This is a genomic window from Arthrobacter sp. NPDC097144, assembly GCF_044762205.1.
Taxonomy (GTDB): Bacteria; Actinomycetota; Actinomycetes; order Actinomycetales; family Micrococcaceae; genus Arthrobacter_B.
In genome coordinates, this window is sequence record NZ_JBIWDW010000002.1 from 631,659 (window position 1) to 647,880 (window position 16,222).

Sequence of the window (16,222 nt, forward strand, 5' to 3'; positions counted from 1 at the left end):
TACCGGGCGGTGGCCGGTCGTGGTAACCGCGGACCGGGGCCCGCGGCTACCAGCACCGGAAGCGGGCCCCTATAGGGCTGCGTCGGGGGAGTCCGCGAGGGTCGGGGAGGCAGGTGCCGAAGCCGCTGCCGCAGCACCGTCAGCAGCGGGCACCGATGCCTTGCCTGACGCCTTGCCCGATGCCTTGCCTGACGGAGCAGGAGACGTACCGTTGGCAGTGCCGTTGGGGGAGAGGGCGTCGGGAACAAAGTTTCCCAGTGCACTGCCCACACCCTTGAGTGCTTCACCAAGCTCGCTGGGAATGATCCACAGCTTGTTCGAGGTGCCCTCCGCCAGCTTGGGCAGCGTCTGCAGATACTGGTAGGCCAGCAGCTTCTGGTCGGGGTTGCCCTTGTGGATGGCCTCGAACACCTTGGCAATTGCCTGGGATTCGCCGTCAGCCCGGAGGATGTCAGCTTTGGCATCACCTTCGGCGGCCAGGATGGCTGCCTGCCGGCGGCCTTCGGCGTTCAGGATCTGCGCCTGCTTGGTACCTTCAGCGGTAAGAATGGTGGCGCGGCGCTCACGCTCGGCACGCATCTGCTTTTCCATGGAATCCTGGATGGACAGGGGCGGTTCGATGGCCTTGAGCTCAACGCGGGAAACACGGATGCCCCAGCGGCCGGTGGCCTCATCCAGCACACCGCGCAGCTGGCCGTTGATGCGGTCACGCGAGGTGAGCGCTTCTTCGAGGTTCAGTCCGCCGACGACGTTGCGCAGCGTTGTGGTGGTCAATTGCTCCACCGCGTGGATGTAGTTGGCAATTTCATAGGTGGCAGCGCGCGGGTCGGTGACCTGAAAGTACACGACCGTGTCGATCGAGACCACCAGGCTGTCTTCGGTAATAACCTGCTGCGGCGGGAAGGAAACGACCTGCTCGCGGAGGTCCAGCAGCGGCAGCAGCCGGTCCACAAACGGAATCAGGATGGTCAGGCCCGGGTTCAGGGTCCGCTGGTACTTGCCCAGGCGTTCGACGACGCCCGCGCGTGCCTGTGGAATGATCTTGACCGATTTCACCAGGATGACCAGGACAAAAATTATCAGGACAGCCAGAATGACGACGAGGCCCGTTGTTCCGGAACTCATATTCCCCCTTCAAGGTTTGGCCGGCCCGTTCCGGGCCCGCCTTTCTGTGTCCGGCGGCGTCTGCCGCCGGGCGGCGCTGCGGGAATCCGCGGCGCCGGTAAAGTTCAGTGCCCGCCGCACCCTACCGCTGGGAGCCGGGGTCTTCGGAAGATTCTCCTTCTGATCCGGCCTCCGCGGCGTGGGCACCGGCCGGAGCGGGCAGGACGACGGCGGTGGCCCCCTCAATCCGCGTTACCAGCACGGGTGCCCCGGCCGTGAGGCTGGAACCGTCCGCCGTCCGCGCCGTCCAGATGTCTCCGCCGATCTTGACGGTTCCTGCGGAAGCGGAAACGGCTTCCAGGGCTACGGCGGATGCGCCGATCAGCCGGTCTATGTTGGAACGCTGGTCCCGCGGTCCGCGTTCAAGGTGTTTCATGGCAACCGGACGGACCAGGAAAATCATCAGCAGCGACACGATGCAGAAAACCACTACCTGGAGGAATACCGGCGCCCCCAGGATTGCTGCCAGCATGGCGCCCAGGGCACCGACGGACAGCATGGCAAAGAAAAGGTCCAGCGTGAGTGTTTCGATGGCGGCCAGCGCCAGGAAAAGCACCAGCCAAACGGCCCAGCCGTAGTCAAGCAGCCATTGGTTTACTTCCTGCATGTCGCTCCCTTCAGCTCCGCCGCGGCTGATCCGCAGCGGTTGGTGTACGGGCGGTGCTGCCCATTCTGCCTCAAACGGGTCCGGTTTAGTCCGGTGACACCGGTGATAGCTATAACGTTTGGGTGGCGCTTTCGGTGTCCGGTGTCATAGTTCTCGGACCGGCGGCGCTCAGGCGGCGCGAAACAGCTGAAGAGTGAAGGAAGCGGTCACCGGGATCGTGTCCGGCAGCCCGGCCAGGTTCTCCTGAAGCGAGTCGCGGTCCAGGTGCCGCGCGGACGGACCCATCAGGGCCACGTTGCGGATGTCCGCGGGGCGCAGGTTCATGAGGTATTCGCAGTGCCGGGTTTCTGCCGGGCGGAAATGCGCCTCCACCGCGGCGGCTACGCGGGTTTCCTTCTCCGCGCCGATGTCCAGCATGCCGGCCAGTGCCCGGATTTCCTGCAGGTGCGCGGGCTGCGGAGTTACCACGGCCAGGACTCCGCCCGGGCGCAGTATGCGGCGGAATTCCGGAACGTTGCGCGGGGCGAAGACGTTGAGCACCGCATCAACGGCGCCGTCGGCCACCGGGAGCGGACGCCAAACATCCCACACCAGGCAGTGCGCTGCCGGCAGCGCCCGGGCGGCACGCCGCAGGGCAAACTTGGAGATGTCCAGGGCCACTGCATCCGCGCCGGGCAGCGCGTGGCTGACCACGCCCAGGTAGTAGCCGGTCCCGGCTCCGGCGTCGAGCACCAGCCGCGCGTCGGGAACCGCGGAGGCCACCAGCCCGGCCAGGTCATCGGCCATGCGGCTGTAATGTCCGGCGGCGAGGAAGTCCACGCGGGCCTGCACCATTTCAGCGGTGTCGGCAGCAAATTTGGTTCCGCTGCCCGTGAGCAGGTTGTAGTACCCCTGGCGCGCGGCGTCGAACCGGTGCCCCCGCGGGCAGACGAGGCTGGGCGTGGGAGCAGTTTCGCCGCTGGGGATTCCCGGCAGGTTTCCGGGAGCCGGGAACGGCTCACGGCAGACAGGGCACAGCAGCAGGGACAGGGGAGCGGAGGGCATCATTCCATCTTAGGCGCGCCGCTGGGGAGGGCGGGAACCACAGCAGTAGTAGGCTCGGGCGGGTGAAACCATGTGACTTGGATCTCCTGAATTCCGTTTCTGAACCTACTATCCATCCCGACGGCACCCGTGCGGTGGTGTCCGTGACACGGCCCGATTTCGCGGCCGATGCCTACGTTGGCCAGCTCTGGTCCGTCCCGCTGCCCGGAAGCAGCGACTCCTCCGGCGGCGGTTCCTTCAATAGCGGCGGTCCGCGGCGGATCACGCTGGGATTCTCCGACTCCCAGCCGCGATTCTCGCCCGACGGCGAAGTCCTCGCCTTTGTGCGGTCCCTGCCCGGCCAAAAACCGCAGCTCTTCGCGGTTCCCGCTGCAGGCGGCGAACCGGTCCAGCTCACCGACTCCGCCCTGGGGGTTGGCTGGTTCCGTTTCTCCCCTAACTCCGCCCAGATAGCGTTCACCTCCCGCGTTCCCGCGCCGGGACGGTACGGGACTGTCGACGGCGTTGGTGCCGGCGCCGAAGATCCCCGCCTGATCAGCAGCTACAAATACCGCGCCAACGGCGCCGGCTACACAGCGGACAAGCGGGTGCAGGCCTTCCTGCTGGATCTGCCGGCCCTCGATGCTGAACCGTGGATTGAGCCGGTGGGCCGGGCCAAGGAGGCCCTGAGCCGTACCTCGGATCAGAATGCCGGCGAATCCGCAGGCGGCGCAGCCGAAACCGGTGCGGGCGCCTTTCCGCCGGTCCGGCAGCTCACCTCCGCCGACGCCGATGCCTCCGCCCCCGTGTTTTCAGCCGACGGCAAGCGCATCCTGTTCACTGCTTCCCTTCATGAGCGGGCCGATGAGGACCTCGTCTCCGATCTCTACTCCCTGGACCTCTCCGGAGGGGAACCCGAGCGCCTGACGAACGCGGAACCCCTGGCCGGCTCACTGCTGGGCGCCGATCTGCCGACTCCCAGCGAGGACGGGGAATGGCTGTTTTTCCTGGCATCCGAACTTTCCGGCTCAGGCACCGACTTCGTGGCCCGCAGCACCTCGCTGTACGTCATGCCCTCAGATGCTTCGGCGCCGCCCCGGCGCCTGACCGATCCTGACACCATTGATCTGGCGGAGGGCGGCATAGTTCCCGCCGGGAACTCCGCGGTCCTGGTGTTTAACCGTTCCCGCGGCACCGTCGAACTGCTGAAGGTGGACGCGGCGGGCGAGAGCGAAGTTCTGGTCTCCGGGCCGCGCGTGGTGCAGGCCGCAGCGGCAGCTGCGGGCGCCGTCGTCGTCAGCTATGCGGACGCCGGAACCATGGGGGACGCCGCGCTGGTGGAGGCGGGCGGATTGCGTCCGCTGACGGACTTTTCCGCGGCACTCCGGCTTCAGGCGGCACCGGCACCGGGCAGCGAGGAGATCCATCCGTCGCGTGACGGCTACCCCGTGCACGGATGGGTGTTCCTGCCTGAGGGACCCGGCCCGCATCCGGTGCTGCTCAATATCCACGGCGGACCTTTTGCGCAGTTCGACTGTGCCTACTTCGATGAGGCGCAGGCCTACGCCGCCGCCGGTTATGCCGTGGTGCAGTGCAATCCCCGCGGCTCTGCCGGGTACGGCCAGGAGCACGGGCGCGCCATCAAGGAGGCCATGGGAACCAAGGACCTTGACGACGTCCTGTCCTTCCTCGAAGGCGTGCTGGGCACCCATCCGGAGCTCGACGGCGAACGTCTGGGTGTGATGGGCGGTTCCTACGGCGGGTACCTGAGCGCGTGGACCATCGCCAACGATCACAGGTTTACGGCCGCGATCGTGGAGCGCGGCTTCCTTGATCCCCTGTCCTTCATTGGATCAGCGGACATTGGCTGGTTCTTCAGCGCCGCGTACACCGGTCAGGACCCGGACAAGGTGCTGGCCCAGAGCCCCATGGCACGGGTGGGTGATGTGCGGACCCCCACCCTGGTGGTGCATTCCGAAGAGGACCTGCGCTGCCCGGTGGAACAGGCGCAGCGCTACTACACGGCGTTGAAGCAGCGCGGGGTTTCCACTGAAATGCTGCTGTTCCCGGGCGAAAACCATGAGCTGTCCCGGGCCGGAACACCCTGGCACCGGCGTCAGCGCTTCGAGCACATCCTGCAGTGGTGGGCCAAATGGCTGCCGACGCCGGTTAACCCGGGAGAGCGTGAGGTCGCGGCAGGCGCCTAGAAGCCCAGTTCCCGCTGGGCCTCGTCGATGGACGGCGAGGCCCAGCGGCGCAGGTATTCGCTGTTGCTGCACAGGGACCGGGTGAGGACCTTGTCCACATAGACGGTGCCGTTGAGGTGGTCTGTTTCGTGCTGGACGATCCTCGCCTGCCAGCCTTCGAAGCTGCGCTGCTGCGAGGCTCCGGCGGGATCGGTGAACTGCAGTGTCACGGAACGGAACCGGGGGACCACGCCCTGATATCCGTTGAAGGAAAGGCAGCCCTCGAAGAACTCTGCCATCTCGGGGCTGGCGGGCCGGTACTCGGGGTTAAGGGCAGCGAAGAACTGCAGGGGATGGCGTTCCCGAATGTCCGTCAGGTCCGGATCTTCGAAATGGTCCTCCAGGACGGCGAGCTGCAGGGGAACGCCCAGCTGGGGAGCTGCCAGGCCAACTCCGGGGGCAGCATGCATGACCCGGCGCATCAGCGCAATGAAGGCAGCCAGCTCGCCGTCGTCCAGCTGTCCGTTATAGGGGAGCGCAGGCTGCCGAAGGGCGGGGTGACCCAATTGGACGATCGGCGGCATGTCCGTTTCCAGCAGTGGAAGGACCAGATCACGGATATAAGCAGTTTCTGAAGGCACGGCCCCATCATAGTTGCCCCTGCTTCTCATGCCCGCGCCGGGGCGTTAGGCTCAGCCGTCATGACAGAGCAACAGCCGTACGAAGTGCTGGCAGTCCTGCCCGGATTTGAGCTGCGGAACTACCCTGCCCATGTGGTGGCCCAGGTAACCGTCCATTCGGATTTCGAGTCGGCGGGAAATACTGCCTTCCGCTACTTGTTCGGCTATATCAGCGGAAACAACAGGGGAGGGCCTGCCCGCCTGAAGGTGTCAGCCGATCAGGGAGAGGTCCGGTTTCCACAGCAGATTCCCATGACGGCGCCGGTGCTGCTGCAGCCTGAGGACTCCGCAGGCGTATTCACCGTGGCCTTTGTCCTGCCCGAGGCATTTTCCGCCGAGACGGCGCCGGATCCTGAGGATCCCGCCGTGTCCATTGTGGCGGTGCCGGAGAGCAGGGCGGCTGCGGCTGCTTTTTCAGGGCGCTGGACAGTGAAGAACTACCTGGATCACGCCGGCGCGCTGGGAGAGACGGTGGAGGCCGCCGGTTTCACGGCACTGGGCCTGCCCCGGTTTGCCCGGTTCGATCCGCCCTACACACCCTGGTTCCTGCGCCGCAATGAGGTCATCCAGACGGTGGAATAGCGACAAAGGGCAAAAAAATAACCGGCTTGGGTGCCACGGACATGCCGTGGGCACCCAAAACCGGGGGAGAGCGGGGGAATTAGCCCTCGCAGTCCATGCAGTACTTGTCGCCGTTCTTTTCCTTGGCGATCTGCGAACGGTGGCGCACCAGGAAGCAGGACATGCAGGTGAACTCGTCAGCCTGAGCCGGGACAACCTTGATGAGCAGCTCTTCGCCGGACAGATCGGCACCGGGAAGTTCGAAACCGTCAATGGCGTCCGTTTCGTCAGCGACGTCCCGAACAGCCGTCATTGCGCCGCCGCGCTGCTGGGCCTTCAGGCCCTCGAGGGAGTCGCTGGGGCGGTCTTCTTCCTTGACGCGGGGAGCATCATAATCAGTAGCCATGTGAAGTGCTTATCTCCTGAAATTTTGGGGGGTTGAGCGTAGATCATATAGCCGGAGACCCCTTTTTTCCCAACTGGAGACGCAAGTGCAAATCTTAGGCCCTGTTCTGCTCTGGGGGAAGTGATCGACGTCCTATTTTTTCGGTCGTTTTTCCGTCTGGAGGGCAGGGTCGAGATCGGCAGAGGACAGCTGCGCGCCGGTTATGTCAGGCCGCTGCGGCTGCAGTTCACTGCCGCTGGGCGTTATGACAAGCTGGCCGACCGCGGCTGTCGGTGTCCGGGCGTTATGACAAGCTGGCACGGATAAGATCCAGAACGGCCCGCTGTTATGACAAGCTGCCTGGATTCGCCGGGGCCCTGGACTGCGGGGCAACACGTTATGTCAATACAATCTGGTTGCCGCCACTCACCCTGCCGCTCGCTGGGGGACGTTATGTCAACTCATCCGGGGGCGGGGCGGAGAGGCGGATGTTTCCGGAATCCGGGAACCTAGGTGAGCATTTCGGGTGGGGCGCCAGCCGCCGGTCCCGGGCTGCCGGAAATCACCGGGCGGAATTCTGCTGAGAGCCGGGGCGCAAGAGCTTGGTGACGGCCGAAAAAACAGGGGATTGACGCATATTGGCAGCTGGTAGGAATCTGGCTTCAAGCCCCTCTCGGATACCACCCTTACAACGCCGATAATCCACATTATGTCAACTAGCGTGGAGAAGGAGTCCCCCGCGGCGGACATGCGGCCCTTTGGGCGGGCCGCATGCGTCGTCGGGTCCTGGCGGGCGAAGCACTGCGGCTGGGCCGGTTCCTGGTGCAGCTGGTGCCGCAGGACCCGGAGTTACATTCACTTGTTGCGCTGATGGAATTCCAGGCCTCCAGGTTTGCTGCCCGCATCCGTAGCGACGGCACGCCGGTCCTGCTGGCAGAACAGGGCTGGACGCTTTGGGGCCGGGGCCAGATTGAACGCGGACACGCAGCGCTGGCACGGGCGGATGCTCTCGCCCGCGGGCGGGGCAGCTATGGACTGCAGGCAGTCATTGCCGAGTCACTGCAGTGCCGGAAAGGCGGAGGATACGGATTGCGGATCGCCTCCTCGTGAACTGCCGGTTCTCCCCTGCCGGCTCCATGGTCAGACTCACCAAACTCACATAAACTCACATCACGATGGAAACTCACAAGACACACAAGCACTCACAGGAGCCCGTGATGGAGAATCCCTTCCGCCCGTCAGCCGGTGCAACACCGCCGCAAATCCTGGGCCGGGCGGGCGTGCTCGATGAGTTCGAGTACGGGCTTCGCCTCGGATCCGGGGCCCCCGGACTGCTGACAATCTTCACCGGCGCCCGCGGGATCGGCAAAACGGTCATGCTGGGCGCCGCCCACGACATCGCCCGGGAAAAAGGCTGGGCAGTCATTTCCGAGACCGCCACGGCAGGCTTCATGGGCCGTATCGGAGAATCCATGCGGGGCATCGCCGAGGAACTGGGACCAGGTCCGGCCAACCGCCGCATCACGGCAATCGCGGCCGCCGGCTTCAGCATCACCACGCAGCTTCCGCCGGAACGCCAGGTGGCCTGGCGGACACTGGGCGAGGAACTCCTCAGGCTCCTGGATGAACGAGGCAACGGGCTCATCATTACAGTCGATGAGATCCATGCCGCGGACCGCAGCGAACTTGCCCAGCTGGCCGCCAGCGTCCAGCACTTCATCCAGGACCGTCTTCCCATCGGTTTGGTCTTCGCCGGCTTGCCGGCGGCAGTTTCCGACCTGCTGAACGAGGGAGTAGCCACCTTCCTTCGGCGGGCGGACAAAATCGATCTCCACGCGGCCGCCATACGCGAAGTTGAAGAGTCGTTTGCGGCCACCTTTTCCACTGCAGGCTTCCGGGTCTCCCCCGACCTCCTGCAGCGGGCAGCCGAAGCCACCGGCGGATATCCCTTCCTCATTCAACTGGTGGGTTATTTCCTTTGGCGTGAGGCTGAAAACAGCAACGGCGACCTCACTCCGGAAACTGTTGACCGCGCCATCGAGGCAGCAAACCGCCGCAATGCACGTACGGTCATCGAAGCAGCGCTTGCCGCTGCCTCCCCCAAAGATGTGGACTTCCTTTCTGCCATGGCCGAAGACGACGGACCCTCCGTAGCCGGCGAAATAGGCCGGCGCATTGGGGCACGGACAAATCTCGTAGCAAATTACCGTTCCAGGCTGCTGGCGGCCGGGCTCATCCAGTCCGCCGGCCACGGCAGGGTCGACTTTGCGATACCCGGCCTGCGGCAGTATCTTCGCAACCGGCCCGGACGCTCGAACCACTGAGACGCTCGAACCACTGAGACGCTCGAACCATTGAAGGGGCTCCGGCCGCGGACAATTACTCGTGCTCTTTGCTGGAAACATGAGAATGTCACCCCCATGAATTCCCATCATTTCGCGGGTCTTTTCGCAGGGGACAAAAACGTCCTGCCCGGATTCATCCGCCCATTCCGACGGGCGGCGGTGCTCGCCTTGACCTGCCTGTTGGCTGGGTCAGTGCCGCTCATGAATGTGAAGGGTCCGCTGATTACCGGTGCGGCCGACGTGTGCACGGTACAGCCTCCGCGCGGCATGGCGGCAATAGGACATATTGTGCACAACACCGGCCCAGCTGCCCTGACCCTCACGGATGTATCGCTCATAGGAGCGGAAAACCTGAATCTCAGGGCTGCTTATGTGCTGCCCATCAGCGACCAGACGTCATACATATTGGGAACGGGAACAAGCGAACCCGAACAGGAGGAAGCCATAGCTGCCTGGGACAGCATGACGGCGGCGGAATCGTTTAACCTGGCCGCCGGAAGCTCGGCAAATATTGTCGTTGTCCTGGACACGGGTCAAGCGCAGGAAGGCACCTCCCGGGGTCTGCGCATTGTCTATGAGCAAAACCGCACTGAGTTTGCGTCAAACGCTTCATCCGCCATGACAGTGGCCGGCAGGTGCTTTTAGCAAACGCTACTTTGGGACTTCGGCCGTGCTGCTGCGCACCACCAGCCGTGTGGGCACCAGCTCGCAGCCCGGCTGGGTGGAGTTTTCCGTCATCTGCTTCAGTACCTTGTCGACGCACCGCCGGCCCAGCTCCGTAAAGTCCTGGTGCACGGTGGTGAGGGGCGGACTGAAGGAACTGCTGTCCGGAATATCGTCGAAACCCACAATGCTCACGTCCTGCGGCACCCGGATCCCCTTTTCGTGGAATGCCCGCAGAACCCCCAGCGCCATCTGGTCGTTGGCGACAAACACCGCGGTGCAGCCGGACGAAGCAAGGGACAACCCGGCCTCATATCCTGAATCCGCGGACCAGTCCCCCCGCAGCAGTGGAGGTTCCGCGCAGCCCCGAGCGGCCAGTGTGGCGCGCCAGGCGCCCACGCGCCGCTCGGAAGCGAAGGAAACAGAGGGTCCGGCAACGTGCCACACCGTGGAGTGCCCCAGGTCCAGGAGATGCTCCACGGCCTTCCGGGTGCCGTCCGCCTGATCCGTGTCGATCACGCTGTAGCCCTCACTGGCCTCGGAATCCACCACGACGGCGTGCGTGCCGGCCGGCAGGGAAACTGTTGAGTAGTCGAGCAGGTGGACTTCCATGATGACGATGACTGCGTCCACCGCGAGCTCATTCAACCGTGAGAAAGCGCCCTGCACGCCGGCCTGGGTTGGCGCAGCTACGGGAATCAGTGTGACGGCGTAGTCCTCTTCCGCAGCCCGTGCCGCGATGGCTTCCAGGGTGCGGACGTTGCCGGTGGTGGCCAGCGTGAAGAGGATGACTCCAATGGTCCGGAAACTCCCCCGCTTCAGCGCCCGCGCGGCACTGTTGGGCCGGTAGCCCAGCTCGCGCATGGCGGCGATGACCTGCTCGCGCGTAGCTTCCACCACACCGGGGCTGCCGTTCGATACCCGGGACACCGTCTGGGCTGATACCCCTGCCAGCCGGGCGACGTCCCGCATGGACACGGGCCGACTTTCCCGGGCGGAATGTTGACTAGATGGAGGAGGCATGTGATTATCCTAACAATAAAAATGTTTACGTAAACATTTGCGTGAGTATCTACCCGTGCGGCCTAGGCCGGTATCAGTTCACAGAGGAACCACCATGACGACGGCGTCACCTCCACCCGCCCTGCTCGGCACACAGCCGATGCCCGCCAGACGCGCCCGGAGACGGTCCTGGTCCGGCTGGCTGTTCATCGGCCCCTTCATGGCTGTCTTCGCGATTGTCTTCATGGCGCCGATCGCCTACTCGATTTGGCTCAGCTTTTTCCGCAACCAGCTCGTAGGCGGCAACAGGTTTGTCGGCCTGGCCAACTACAGCCAAGCCCTGCAGGATTCACAGTTCTGGTCCGCACTGCTGCGGGTGTCGCTGTTCCTGGCCGTGCAGGTGCCGGTCATGCTGCTCATCGCACTCCTGGTGGCCCTGGCGCTGGACAGCGGCAGGCTCTACGGCAAGTCCTTCTTCCGGATCTCCATTTTCCTTCCGTATGCGGTTCCTGCCGTAGTCGCCAGCCTGATGTGGGGCTTCATGTACGGCACCCGGTTCGGGCTGGTCGGCAACATCAACAGTGCCCTGGGCATCAACCTGCCGAATCCGCTCTCCCCCGACCTCATCCTGGCGTCCATCGGGAACATCGTCACGTGGGAATTCATCGGCTACAACATGCTGATTTTTTACTCGGCCCTCAGCGTGATTCCGAAGTCAATCTACGAAGCCGCTGAAATCGACGGCGCCAGCCAGTTCCGGCTCATCACCGCCATCAAGGTTCCCGCCATCCGCGGAGCGCTGGTGGTGGCCACCATTTTCTCGGTAATCGGAAGCTTCCAGCTCTTCAACGAGCCAAGCATCCTGCAGAGCCTCGCACCGAACTCAATCTCCACCTACTTCACTCCGAACCTTTACGCCTACTCGCTGAGCTTCTCCGGCCAGCAGTACAACTACTCCGCCACCGTGGCCATCATCATGGGCGTCATCACCATGGTCATCGCCTATGCAGTGCAGCTGCGCGGAATGCGGAAGGAAAGCTGACCATGAGCGTCGCCGTCGACCCCGTCCGAGCCCGGAACCAGAAATCCCGGAGCGCCAATATCCGCATGAAGAGTACGCGCCGCGGCGTGGACAATCCCAAACGCAACGTGCTGCTGACCGTCCTCACCGGCATCGTCCTCATTTACAGCCTTGTCCCGCTGCTTTGGCTGGTGATCAATTCCTCCAAGACCCAGGCCGATCTCTTCGACTCATTCGGCCTGTGGTTCAGCGGTGATTTTGCCCTGTTCAGCAACGTCGCAGACACCCTCACCTATGACGACGGCATCTTTGTCCGCTGGCTGCTCAACACCGTGCTTTACGTGGTGCTGGGCGCCGGCGGGGCCACCTTCCTCGCGGTCCTCGGCGGATACGCCCTCGCGAAGTTCGCCTTCCCCGGGAAAAAGGCCGTCTTCGCCGTGATTATCGGCGCCGTCGCCGTTCCCGGCACCGCCCTGGCCGTCCCCACCTTCCTGATGTTCAGCGAGATCGGCCTCACCAACACCCCGTGGGCGGTCATCATCCCGTCGCTCATCTCGCCCTTCGGCCTGTACCTGATGTGGACCTTCGCCACCGAGGCCATCCCCACCGAACTGCTGGAATCGGCGCGGATGGACGGCGCCGGAGAGTTCCGCACCTTCTTCCAGATCTGCCTGCCGCTGCTGGGGCCGGGCATCGTCACGGTGCTGCTGTTCACCATGGTGGCCACCTGGAACAACTACTTCCTGCCGCTGATCATGCTCAAGAACCCCGACTGGTATCCGCTGACCCTGGGCCTGAATGCCTGGAACGGCCAGGCCTCCACCGCCGGCGGCGAGGCGATCTTCAACCTCGTCATCACCGGTTCGCTCCTCACCATTCTTCCGCTGATAGCAGCGTTCCTGCTGCTGCAGCGCTACTGGCAGTCCGGCCTCAGCGCCGGCGCCGTCAAAGAATAAACCCCTTCCGGAAACAATGACGTGAAAAGGAACACCATGAAGAGCAAAATCTCCCTGGCAGTGCTGCGCGGCTCCGCAGTTGCCCTTACCGCTGCCCTCGCCCTCACAGCCTGCGGCGGCGGAGACAGTGACAACTCGGGCACTGCAGCTGAAGAAGTCAGCGCCGAGGACGTCCAGGCTGCCCTCGAGGAGGGTGGAGACATCACCATCTGGTCCTGGGAACCCACGCTGGATGAGGTTGTCGAGGACTTCGAAGCAGAACACCCGAACGTCAACGTGGATCTGGTGAATGCCGGCACCGGCAATGACCATTACGTGGCACTGCAAAATGCCATCGCCGCCGGCTCGGGAGTTCCGGACATCGCGCAGCTGGAGTACTTCTCGCTCCCCCAGTTTGCGCTGGCGGATTCCGTCAGGGACCTCAGCGGCTACGGTGCAGCAGACCTGCAGGACACCTACAACCCCGGCCCCTGGAACTCGGTCCAGGCCAACGGAGGCATCTACGGCCTTCCGATGGACTCCGGGCCCATGGCACTGTACTACAACAAGGAAATCTTCGACAAGTACGGTGTGGAGGTTCCCACCACCTGGGATGAGTACGTCGACGCCGCACGTGCCCTGCACAAGGCCGATCCCAGTGTCTACATCGCCAATGACACCGGAGACGCAGGTCTTTCCACCAGCCTCATCTGGCAGGCAGGCGGCCAGCCGTACAAGGTCGACGGGACAGACGTCACCGTGAATTTCTCCGACGAGGGCTCCACCAAGTTCACCGAAACCTGGCAGCAGCTCCTGGATGAAGATCTCCTGGCCCCCATCACTTCCTGGGGCGACGAGTGGTACCAGGGACTCGGAAACGGCACCATCGCCACGCTTGCGACCGGCGCCTGGATGCCGGCAACCTTCTCCTCCGGCGTTGCAGCCACGGCCGGCAAATGGCGGGTCGCTCCCCTGCCCCAGTGGGAAGAGGGTGGAACAGCAAGTGCCGAAAACGGCGGCAGTGCCCTGAGTATCACTTCAGCCAGCAAGAAGGGTGCCCTGGCGTACGCCTTCCTCGAGTACGCCAACGTAGGCGACGGCGTCCAGACCCGCGTGGACAACGGTGCGTTCCCGGCCACTGCAGCCACCCTGGAATCAGAGGACTTCCTGTCCGACGAGTTCGAGTACTTCGGCGGGCAGAAGGCCAATGAAGTCTTTGCGGAGTCTGCAAAGAACGTCCCGGAAGGCTGGTCCTACCTGCCCTTCCAGGCCTATGCCAACGGCATTTACAACGACACCGCCGGGCAGGCCTACGTATCCGACACCACACTGAAGGACGGATTAAAGAACTGGCAGGACGCCAGCATCAAGTACGGCAATGAGCAGGGCTTTACCGTCTCGGAATAGCCCGCGCACGAACGAACGCATCACCGGATCCGGGCCGGCCGGGGCTCTCGTATCCCCGTCCGGCCCGGATCTGCATTCCGGGCGTCCGCACCCGGCACACGAACATCCCGCACTTCCACACACCTTCAAGGAGTTTTACCGTGGCAACCCCCACCACCCACCGCTGGCTGCGCTGGCCCACCGATCCCCACCGCCGTCGCATGGCATACGGCGCCGACTACAACCCGGAGCAGTGGCCGCGGGAGACGTGGGACGAGGATGTGCGGCTCATGCGCGAGGCCGGCGTCAATGTGGTGTCACTGGCGATCTTCTCCTGGGCACGGCTGCAGCCCGCCCGCGACACCTGGGACTTTGCCTGGCTGGACGAAGTCATCAACCTCCTGCACGAAAACGGTATTGCCGTGGACCTGGCCACCGCCACCGCCTCCCCGCCGCCGTGGCTGGCCACCGAGCATCCGGAAATCCTGCCTGTCACCGCCGACGGCGGGATCCTGTCACCCGGAGCCCGGCAGCACTGGCGTCCCACCAGTCCGGTCTTCCGGGAGCACGCGCTGAAACTCGTGACCGCAATGGCCGAGCGCTATAAGGACCACCCGGCAGTCTGTGCCTGGCACATTTCCAACGAGCTTGGCTGCCACAACATTTACGACTACTCCGACGACGCCGCCCGTGCGTTCCGCGTCTGGCTCACGGAGCGCTACGGAAGCATCGACGTTCTCAACGACGCCTGGGGCACTGACTTCTGGTCCCAGCGCTACACGGGTTTTGAGCAGATCCTGCCTCCCCGCCAGGCCGCTTCACATCCGAACCCCACCCAGCAGCTGGATTTCAAGCGGTTCTCCTCGGATGCGCTCAAGCAGTACCTGCGGGAAGAGCGAGACATCCTCAACGCCATCACTCCCGACATTCCCGTCACCACGAACTTCATGGTGATGGGTGAAACCAAGGGAATGGACTACGCGGACTGGGCTCCCGAAGTGGACTTCGTCGCCAATGACCATTACTTTGTTCCCGGTCCGCAGGCTGTGGATGAGCTGTCCTTCTCGGCGAATCTCACCGGCAATATCGCCGGCGGCAAACCCTGGTTCCTGATGGAGCACTCCACCAGCGCCGTAAACTGGCAGCCGATCAACACCCCCAAAAAGCCGGGAGCGCTGCGCCGCGACTCACTCACCCATGTTGCCCACGGGGCGGACGCCGTCTGCTTCTTCCAGTGGCGGCAGTCCAAGGCCGGCGCCGAGAAATTCCACTCCGCCATGGTTCCGCACGCCGGGGCGGACAGCCCGATCTTCCGCAGCGTGGTCAGCCTGGGCCGGGAGCTGGAGTCCCTGTCCGGTGTTGTGGGTTCGCACCGCGGCCAGGCTCCGGCAGCCATCCTCTTCGACTGGAACTCGTGGTGGGCCTCGGAGCAGGACTCGCATCCCTCGGACCGCCTGCGCTACAAGCAGGAGGCCCTCGACTGGTACTCGGCGTTCCTGGCCCTGGGCATCCGGGTTGACGTGGTTCCCTCCGCCGCTGAACTGGACGGGTACGGGCTTGTTGTCGCACCCGTCCTGCATGCTGTTCCGGCGGCCCTGAAAACCCGGCTCGAGGAATACGTCCACGGCGGGGGGCATTTGGTTACCGGGTACTTCAGCGGCATCACGGACGAGAATGACCACATCTGGCTCGGCGGTTATCCCGGCGCCCTCGCAGATCTGCTGGGTGTGCGCATCGATGAGTTCGGCCCGCTGCTGGACGGCGAGACGGTTCAGCTGGACAACGGGACCGCAGCCGCCCTCTGGGCCGACCGAGTGAAGCCGTCCGCCGGCGACGTCGAAATCCTCGCCCGGTACACCAGCGGGGAGCACTCCGGCGATGCTGCAGTCACGCGCCGCACCGTCGGCACGGGAAGCGCCGCCTATGTGGGCGCCCGCCTGGGCGCGGCCGGGCTCGAACCGATCCTCGCGGTTCTCGCGGCGAGCGCCGGGGTGGTCAGTGAGCTGCCTGCGGAGCTGCGGGGCGCCGTCGAGCTGGCAGTGCGGTCCAGCGGTGACGCTGACTACGTATTCCTCATCAACCGCACCGACGCGGCGGTGGACATTACCGGCGTCGACGGCAACCCCCTGCCGGGCTGGGAATCCAAGCTGGCTCCGCGGTCGGTATCAGTGCTTACGAGAAAGGCACGCAGCGCCGCCTAGGAACTCCCTTCCAATCCGCGAGCGCCGTGCCGATGCCGGGGAGCAAGTCTCCCCGGCATCGGC

General features: G+C 64.3%; 15 protein-coding genes. 9 read left to right on the top strand and 6 right to left on the bottom strand.

Annotated features, from left to right (window positions below; genetic code table 11):
• Window positions 1-69: 69 nt before the first annotated feature.
• The 3 genes from ACIQXM_RS06535 to ACIQXM_RS06545 all read right to left on the bottom strand — a co-directional run bounded on the left by ACIQXM_RS06535 (window position 70) and on the right by ACIQXM_RS06545 (window position 2,815).
• The gene (locus ACIQXM_RS06535) at window positions 70-1,125 is read right to left on the bottom strand and encodes an SPFH domain-containing protein (protein ID WP_400929271.1); all 1,056 of its coding nucleotides are present in this window, start codon (window positions 1,123-1,125) and stop codon (window positions 70-72) included.
• A gap of 121 nt (window positions 1,126-1,246) precedes the next feature.
• The gene (locus ACIQXM_RS06540) at window positions 1,247-1,771 is read right to left on the bottom strand and encodes an NfeD family protein (RefSeq protein WP_400929274.1); all 525 of its coding nucleotides are present in this window, start codon (window positions 1,769-1,771) and stop codon (window positions 1,247-1,249) included.
• 168 nt (window positions 1,772-1,939) lie between these two features.
• The gene (locus ACIQXM_RS06545; protein ID WP_400929277.1) at window positions 1,940-2,815 is read right to left on the bottom strand and encodes a methyltransferase domain-containing protein; all 876 of its coding nucleotides are present in this window, start codon (window positions 2,813-2,815) and stop codon (window positions 1,940-1,942) included.
• 62 nt (window positions 2,816-2,877) lie between these two features.
• Here ACIQXM_RS06545 and ACIQXM_RS06550 point away from each other — a divergent pair, with 62 nt between their 5' ends.
• The gene (locus ACIQXM_RS06550; protein ID WP_400929279.1) at window positions 2,878-5,001 is read left to right on the top strand and encodes a prolyl oligopeptidase family serine peptidase; all 2,124 of its coding nucleotides are present in this window, start codon (window positions 2,878-2,880) and stop codon (window positions 4,999-5,001) included.
• Here the strand turns inward: ACIQXM_RS06550 and ACIQXM_RS06555 are convergent.
• On the bottom strand, window positions 4,998-5,651 hold the full coding sequence (locus tag ACIQXM_RS06555) for a peptide deformylase (RefSeq protein ID WP_400929281.1): 654 nt from the start codon (window positions 5,649-5,651) through the stop codon (window positions 4,998-5,000). The genes ACIQXM_RS06550 and ACIQXM_RS06555 overlap by 4 nt on opposite strands.
• A 30-nt stretch (window positions 5,652-5,681) precedes the next feature.
• On the opposite strand from ACIQXM_RS06555, the gene ACIQXM_RS06560 reads away from it, so the two are divergent.
• Window positions 5,682-6,242 (top strand): SOUL family heme-binding protein, encoded by a 561-nt coding sequence (locus tag ACIQXM_RS06560; RefSeq protein WP_400929283.1) that lies wholly within the window; start codon window positions 5,682-5,684, stop codon window positions 6,240-6,242.
• Between the two features lie 79 nt (window positions 6,243-6,321).
• Here ACIQXM_RS06560 and ACIQXM_RS06565 read toward each other — a convergent pair whose 3' ends face one another.
• Window positions 6,322-6,627 carry a DUF4193 domain-containing protein gene (locus ACIQXM_RS06565; protein ID WP_400929285.1) on the bottom strand — a complete coding sequence of 102 codons (306 nt, stop codon included), beginning with the start codon at window positions 6,625-6,627 and terminating at the stop codon, window positions 6,322-6,324.
• Window positions 6,628-7,377: 750 nt separating this feature from the next.
• Here ACIQXM_RS06565 and ACIQXM_RS06570 point away from each other — a divergent pair.
• The 3 genes from ACIQXM_RS06570 (at window position 7,378) to ACIQXM_RS06580 (ending at window position 9,596) form a co-directional block, all read left to right on the top strand.
• A complete protein-coding gene (locus ACIQXM_RS06570) occupies window positions 7,378-7,716 on the top strand; it encodes a DUF6596 domain-containing protein (RefSeq protein ID WP_400929288.1) in 339 nt (112 codons plus the stop codon).
• 107 nt (window positions 7,717-7,823) lie between these two features.
• Window positions 7,824-8,930, top strand: coding sequence for an AAA family ATPase (locus ACIQXM_RS06575; RefSeq protein WP_400929291.1), 1,107 nt, complete (start codon window positions 7,824-7,826; stop codon window positions 8,928-8,930).
• A 213-nt stretch (window positions 8,931-9,143) separates the two neighbouring features.
• On the top strand, window positions 9,144-9,596 hold the full coding sequence (locus ACIQXM_RS06580; protein ID WP_400929293.1) for a hypothetical protein: 453 nt from the start codon (window positions 9,144-9,146) through the stop codon (window positions 9,594-9,596).
• Window positions 9,597-9,602: 6 nt separating this feature from the next.
• Here the strand turns inward: ACIQXM_RS06580 and ACIQXM_RS06585 are convergent, their stop codons facing one another.
• Window positions 9,603-10,586 (bottom strand): LacI family DNA-binding transcriptional regulator, encoded by a 984-nt coding sequence (locus ACIQXM_RS06585; protein WP_400929551.1) that lies wholly within the window; start codon window positions 10,584-10,586, stop codon window positions 9,603-9,605.
• A 145-nt stretch (window positions 10,587-10,731) separates the two neighbouring features.
• Between ACIQXM_RS06585 and ACIQXM_RS06590 the strand changes: the two genes are divergently transcribed.
• The 4 genes from ACIQXM_RS06590 to ACIQXM_RS06605 all read left to right on the top strand — a co-directional run bounded on the left by ACIQXM_RS06590 (window position 10,732) and on the right by ACIQXM_RS06605 (window position 16,159).
• On the top strand, window positions 10,732-11,658 hold the full coding sequence (locus tag ACIQXM_RS06590; protein WP_400929296.1) for a carbohydrate ABC transporter permease: 927 nt from the start codon (window positions 10,732-10,734) through the stop codon (window positions 11,656-11,658).
• Between the two features lie 2 nt (window positions 11,659-11,660).
• Window positions 11,661-12,593 (top strand): carbohydrate ABC transporter permease, encoded by a 933-nt coding sequence (locus ACIQXM_RS06595; RefSeq protein WP_400929299.1) that lies wholly within the window; start codon window positions 11,661-11,663, stop codon window positions 12,591-12,593.
• A gap of 36 nt (window positions 12,594-12,629) precedes the next feature.
• Window positions 12,630-13,979, top strand: coding sequence for an ABC transporter substrate-binding protein (locus ACIQXM_RS06600; protein ID WP_400929302.1), 1,350 nt, complete (start codon window positions 12,630-12,632; stop codon window positions 13,977-13,979).
• Window positions 13,980-14,119: 140 nt separating this feature from the next.
• Window positions 14,120-16,159: a beta-galactosidase gene (locus ACIQXM_RS06605; RefSeq protein WP_400929304.1), complete on the top strand. Its 2,040-nt coding sequence runs from the start codon at window positions 14,120-14,122 to the stop codon at window positions 16,157-16,159.
• Window positions 16,160-16,222: the final 63 nt, after the last annotated feature.

Bases quoted from the DNA above. Each gene is read 5' to 3' on its own strand.
- ACIQXM_RS06575 (WP_400929291.1), top strand. From the start codon at position 7,824: ATGGAGAATCCCTTCCGCCCGTCAGCCGGTGCAACACCGCCGCAAATC.
- ACIQXM_RS06595 (WP_400929299.1), top strand. From the start codon at position 11,661: ATGAGCGTCGCCGTCGACCCCGTCCGAGCCCGGAACCAGAAATCCCGG.
- ACIQXM_RS06585 (WP_400929551.1), bottom strand. From the start codon at position 10,586: ATGCGGGACGTCGCCCGGCTGGCAGGGGTATCAGCCCAGACGGTGTCC.
- ACIQXM_RS06590 (WP_400929296.1), top strand. From the start codon at position 10,732: ATGACGACGGCGTCACCTCCACCCGCCCTGCTCGGCACACAGCCGATG.
- ACIQXM_RS06545 (WP_400929277.1), bottom strand. From the start codon at position 2,815: ATGCCCTCCGCTCCCCTGTCCCTGCTGCTGTGCCCTGTCTGCCGTGAG.
- ACIQXM_RS06570 (WP_400929288.1), top strand. From the start codon at position 7,378: ATGCGTCGTCGGGTCCTGGCGGGCGAAGCACTGCGGCTGGGCCGGTTC.
- ACIQXM_RS06565 (WP_400929285.1), bottom strand. From the start codon at position 6,627: ATGGCTACTGATTATGATGCTCCCCGCGTCAAGGAAGAAGACCGCCCC.
- ACIQXM_RS06540 (WP_400929274.1), bottom strand. From the start codon at position 1,771: ATGCAGGAAGTAAACCAATGGCTGCTTGACTACGGCTGGGCCGTTTGG.
- ACIQXM_RS06535 (WP_400929271.1), bottom strand. From the start codon at position 1,125: ATGAGTTCCGGAACAACGGGCCTCGTCGTCATTCTGGCTGTCCTGATA.
- ACIQXM_RS06555 (WP_400929281.1), bottom strand. From the start codon at position 5,651: ATGAGAAGCAGGGGCAACTATGATGGGGCCGTGCCTTCAGAAACTGCT.
- ACIQXM_RS06600 (WP_400929302.1), top strand. From the start codon at position 12,630: ATGAAGAGCAAAATCTCCCTGGCAGTGCTGCGCGGCTCCGCAGTTGCC.
- ACIQXM_RS06560 (WP_400929283.1), top strand. From the start codon at position 5,682: ATGACAGAGCAACAGCCGTACGAAGTGCTGGCAGTCCTGCCCGGATTT.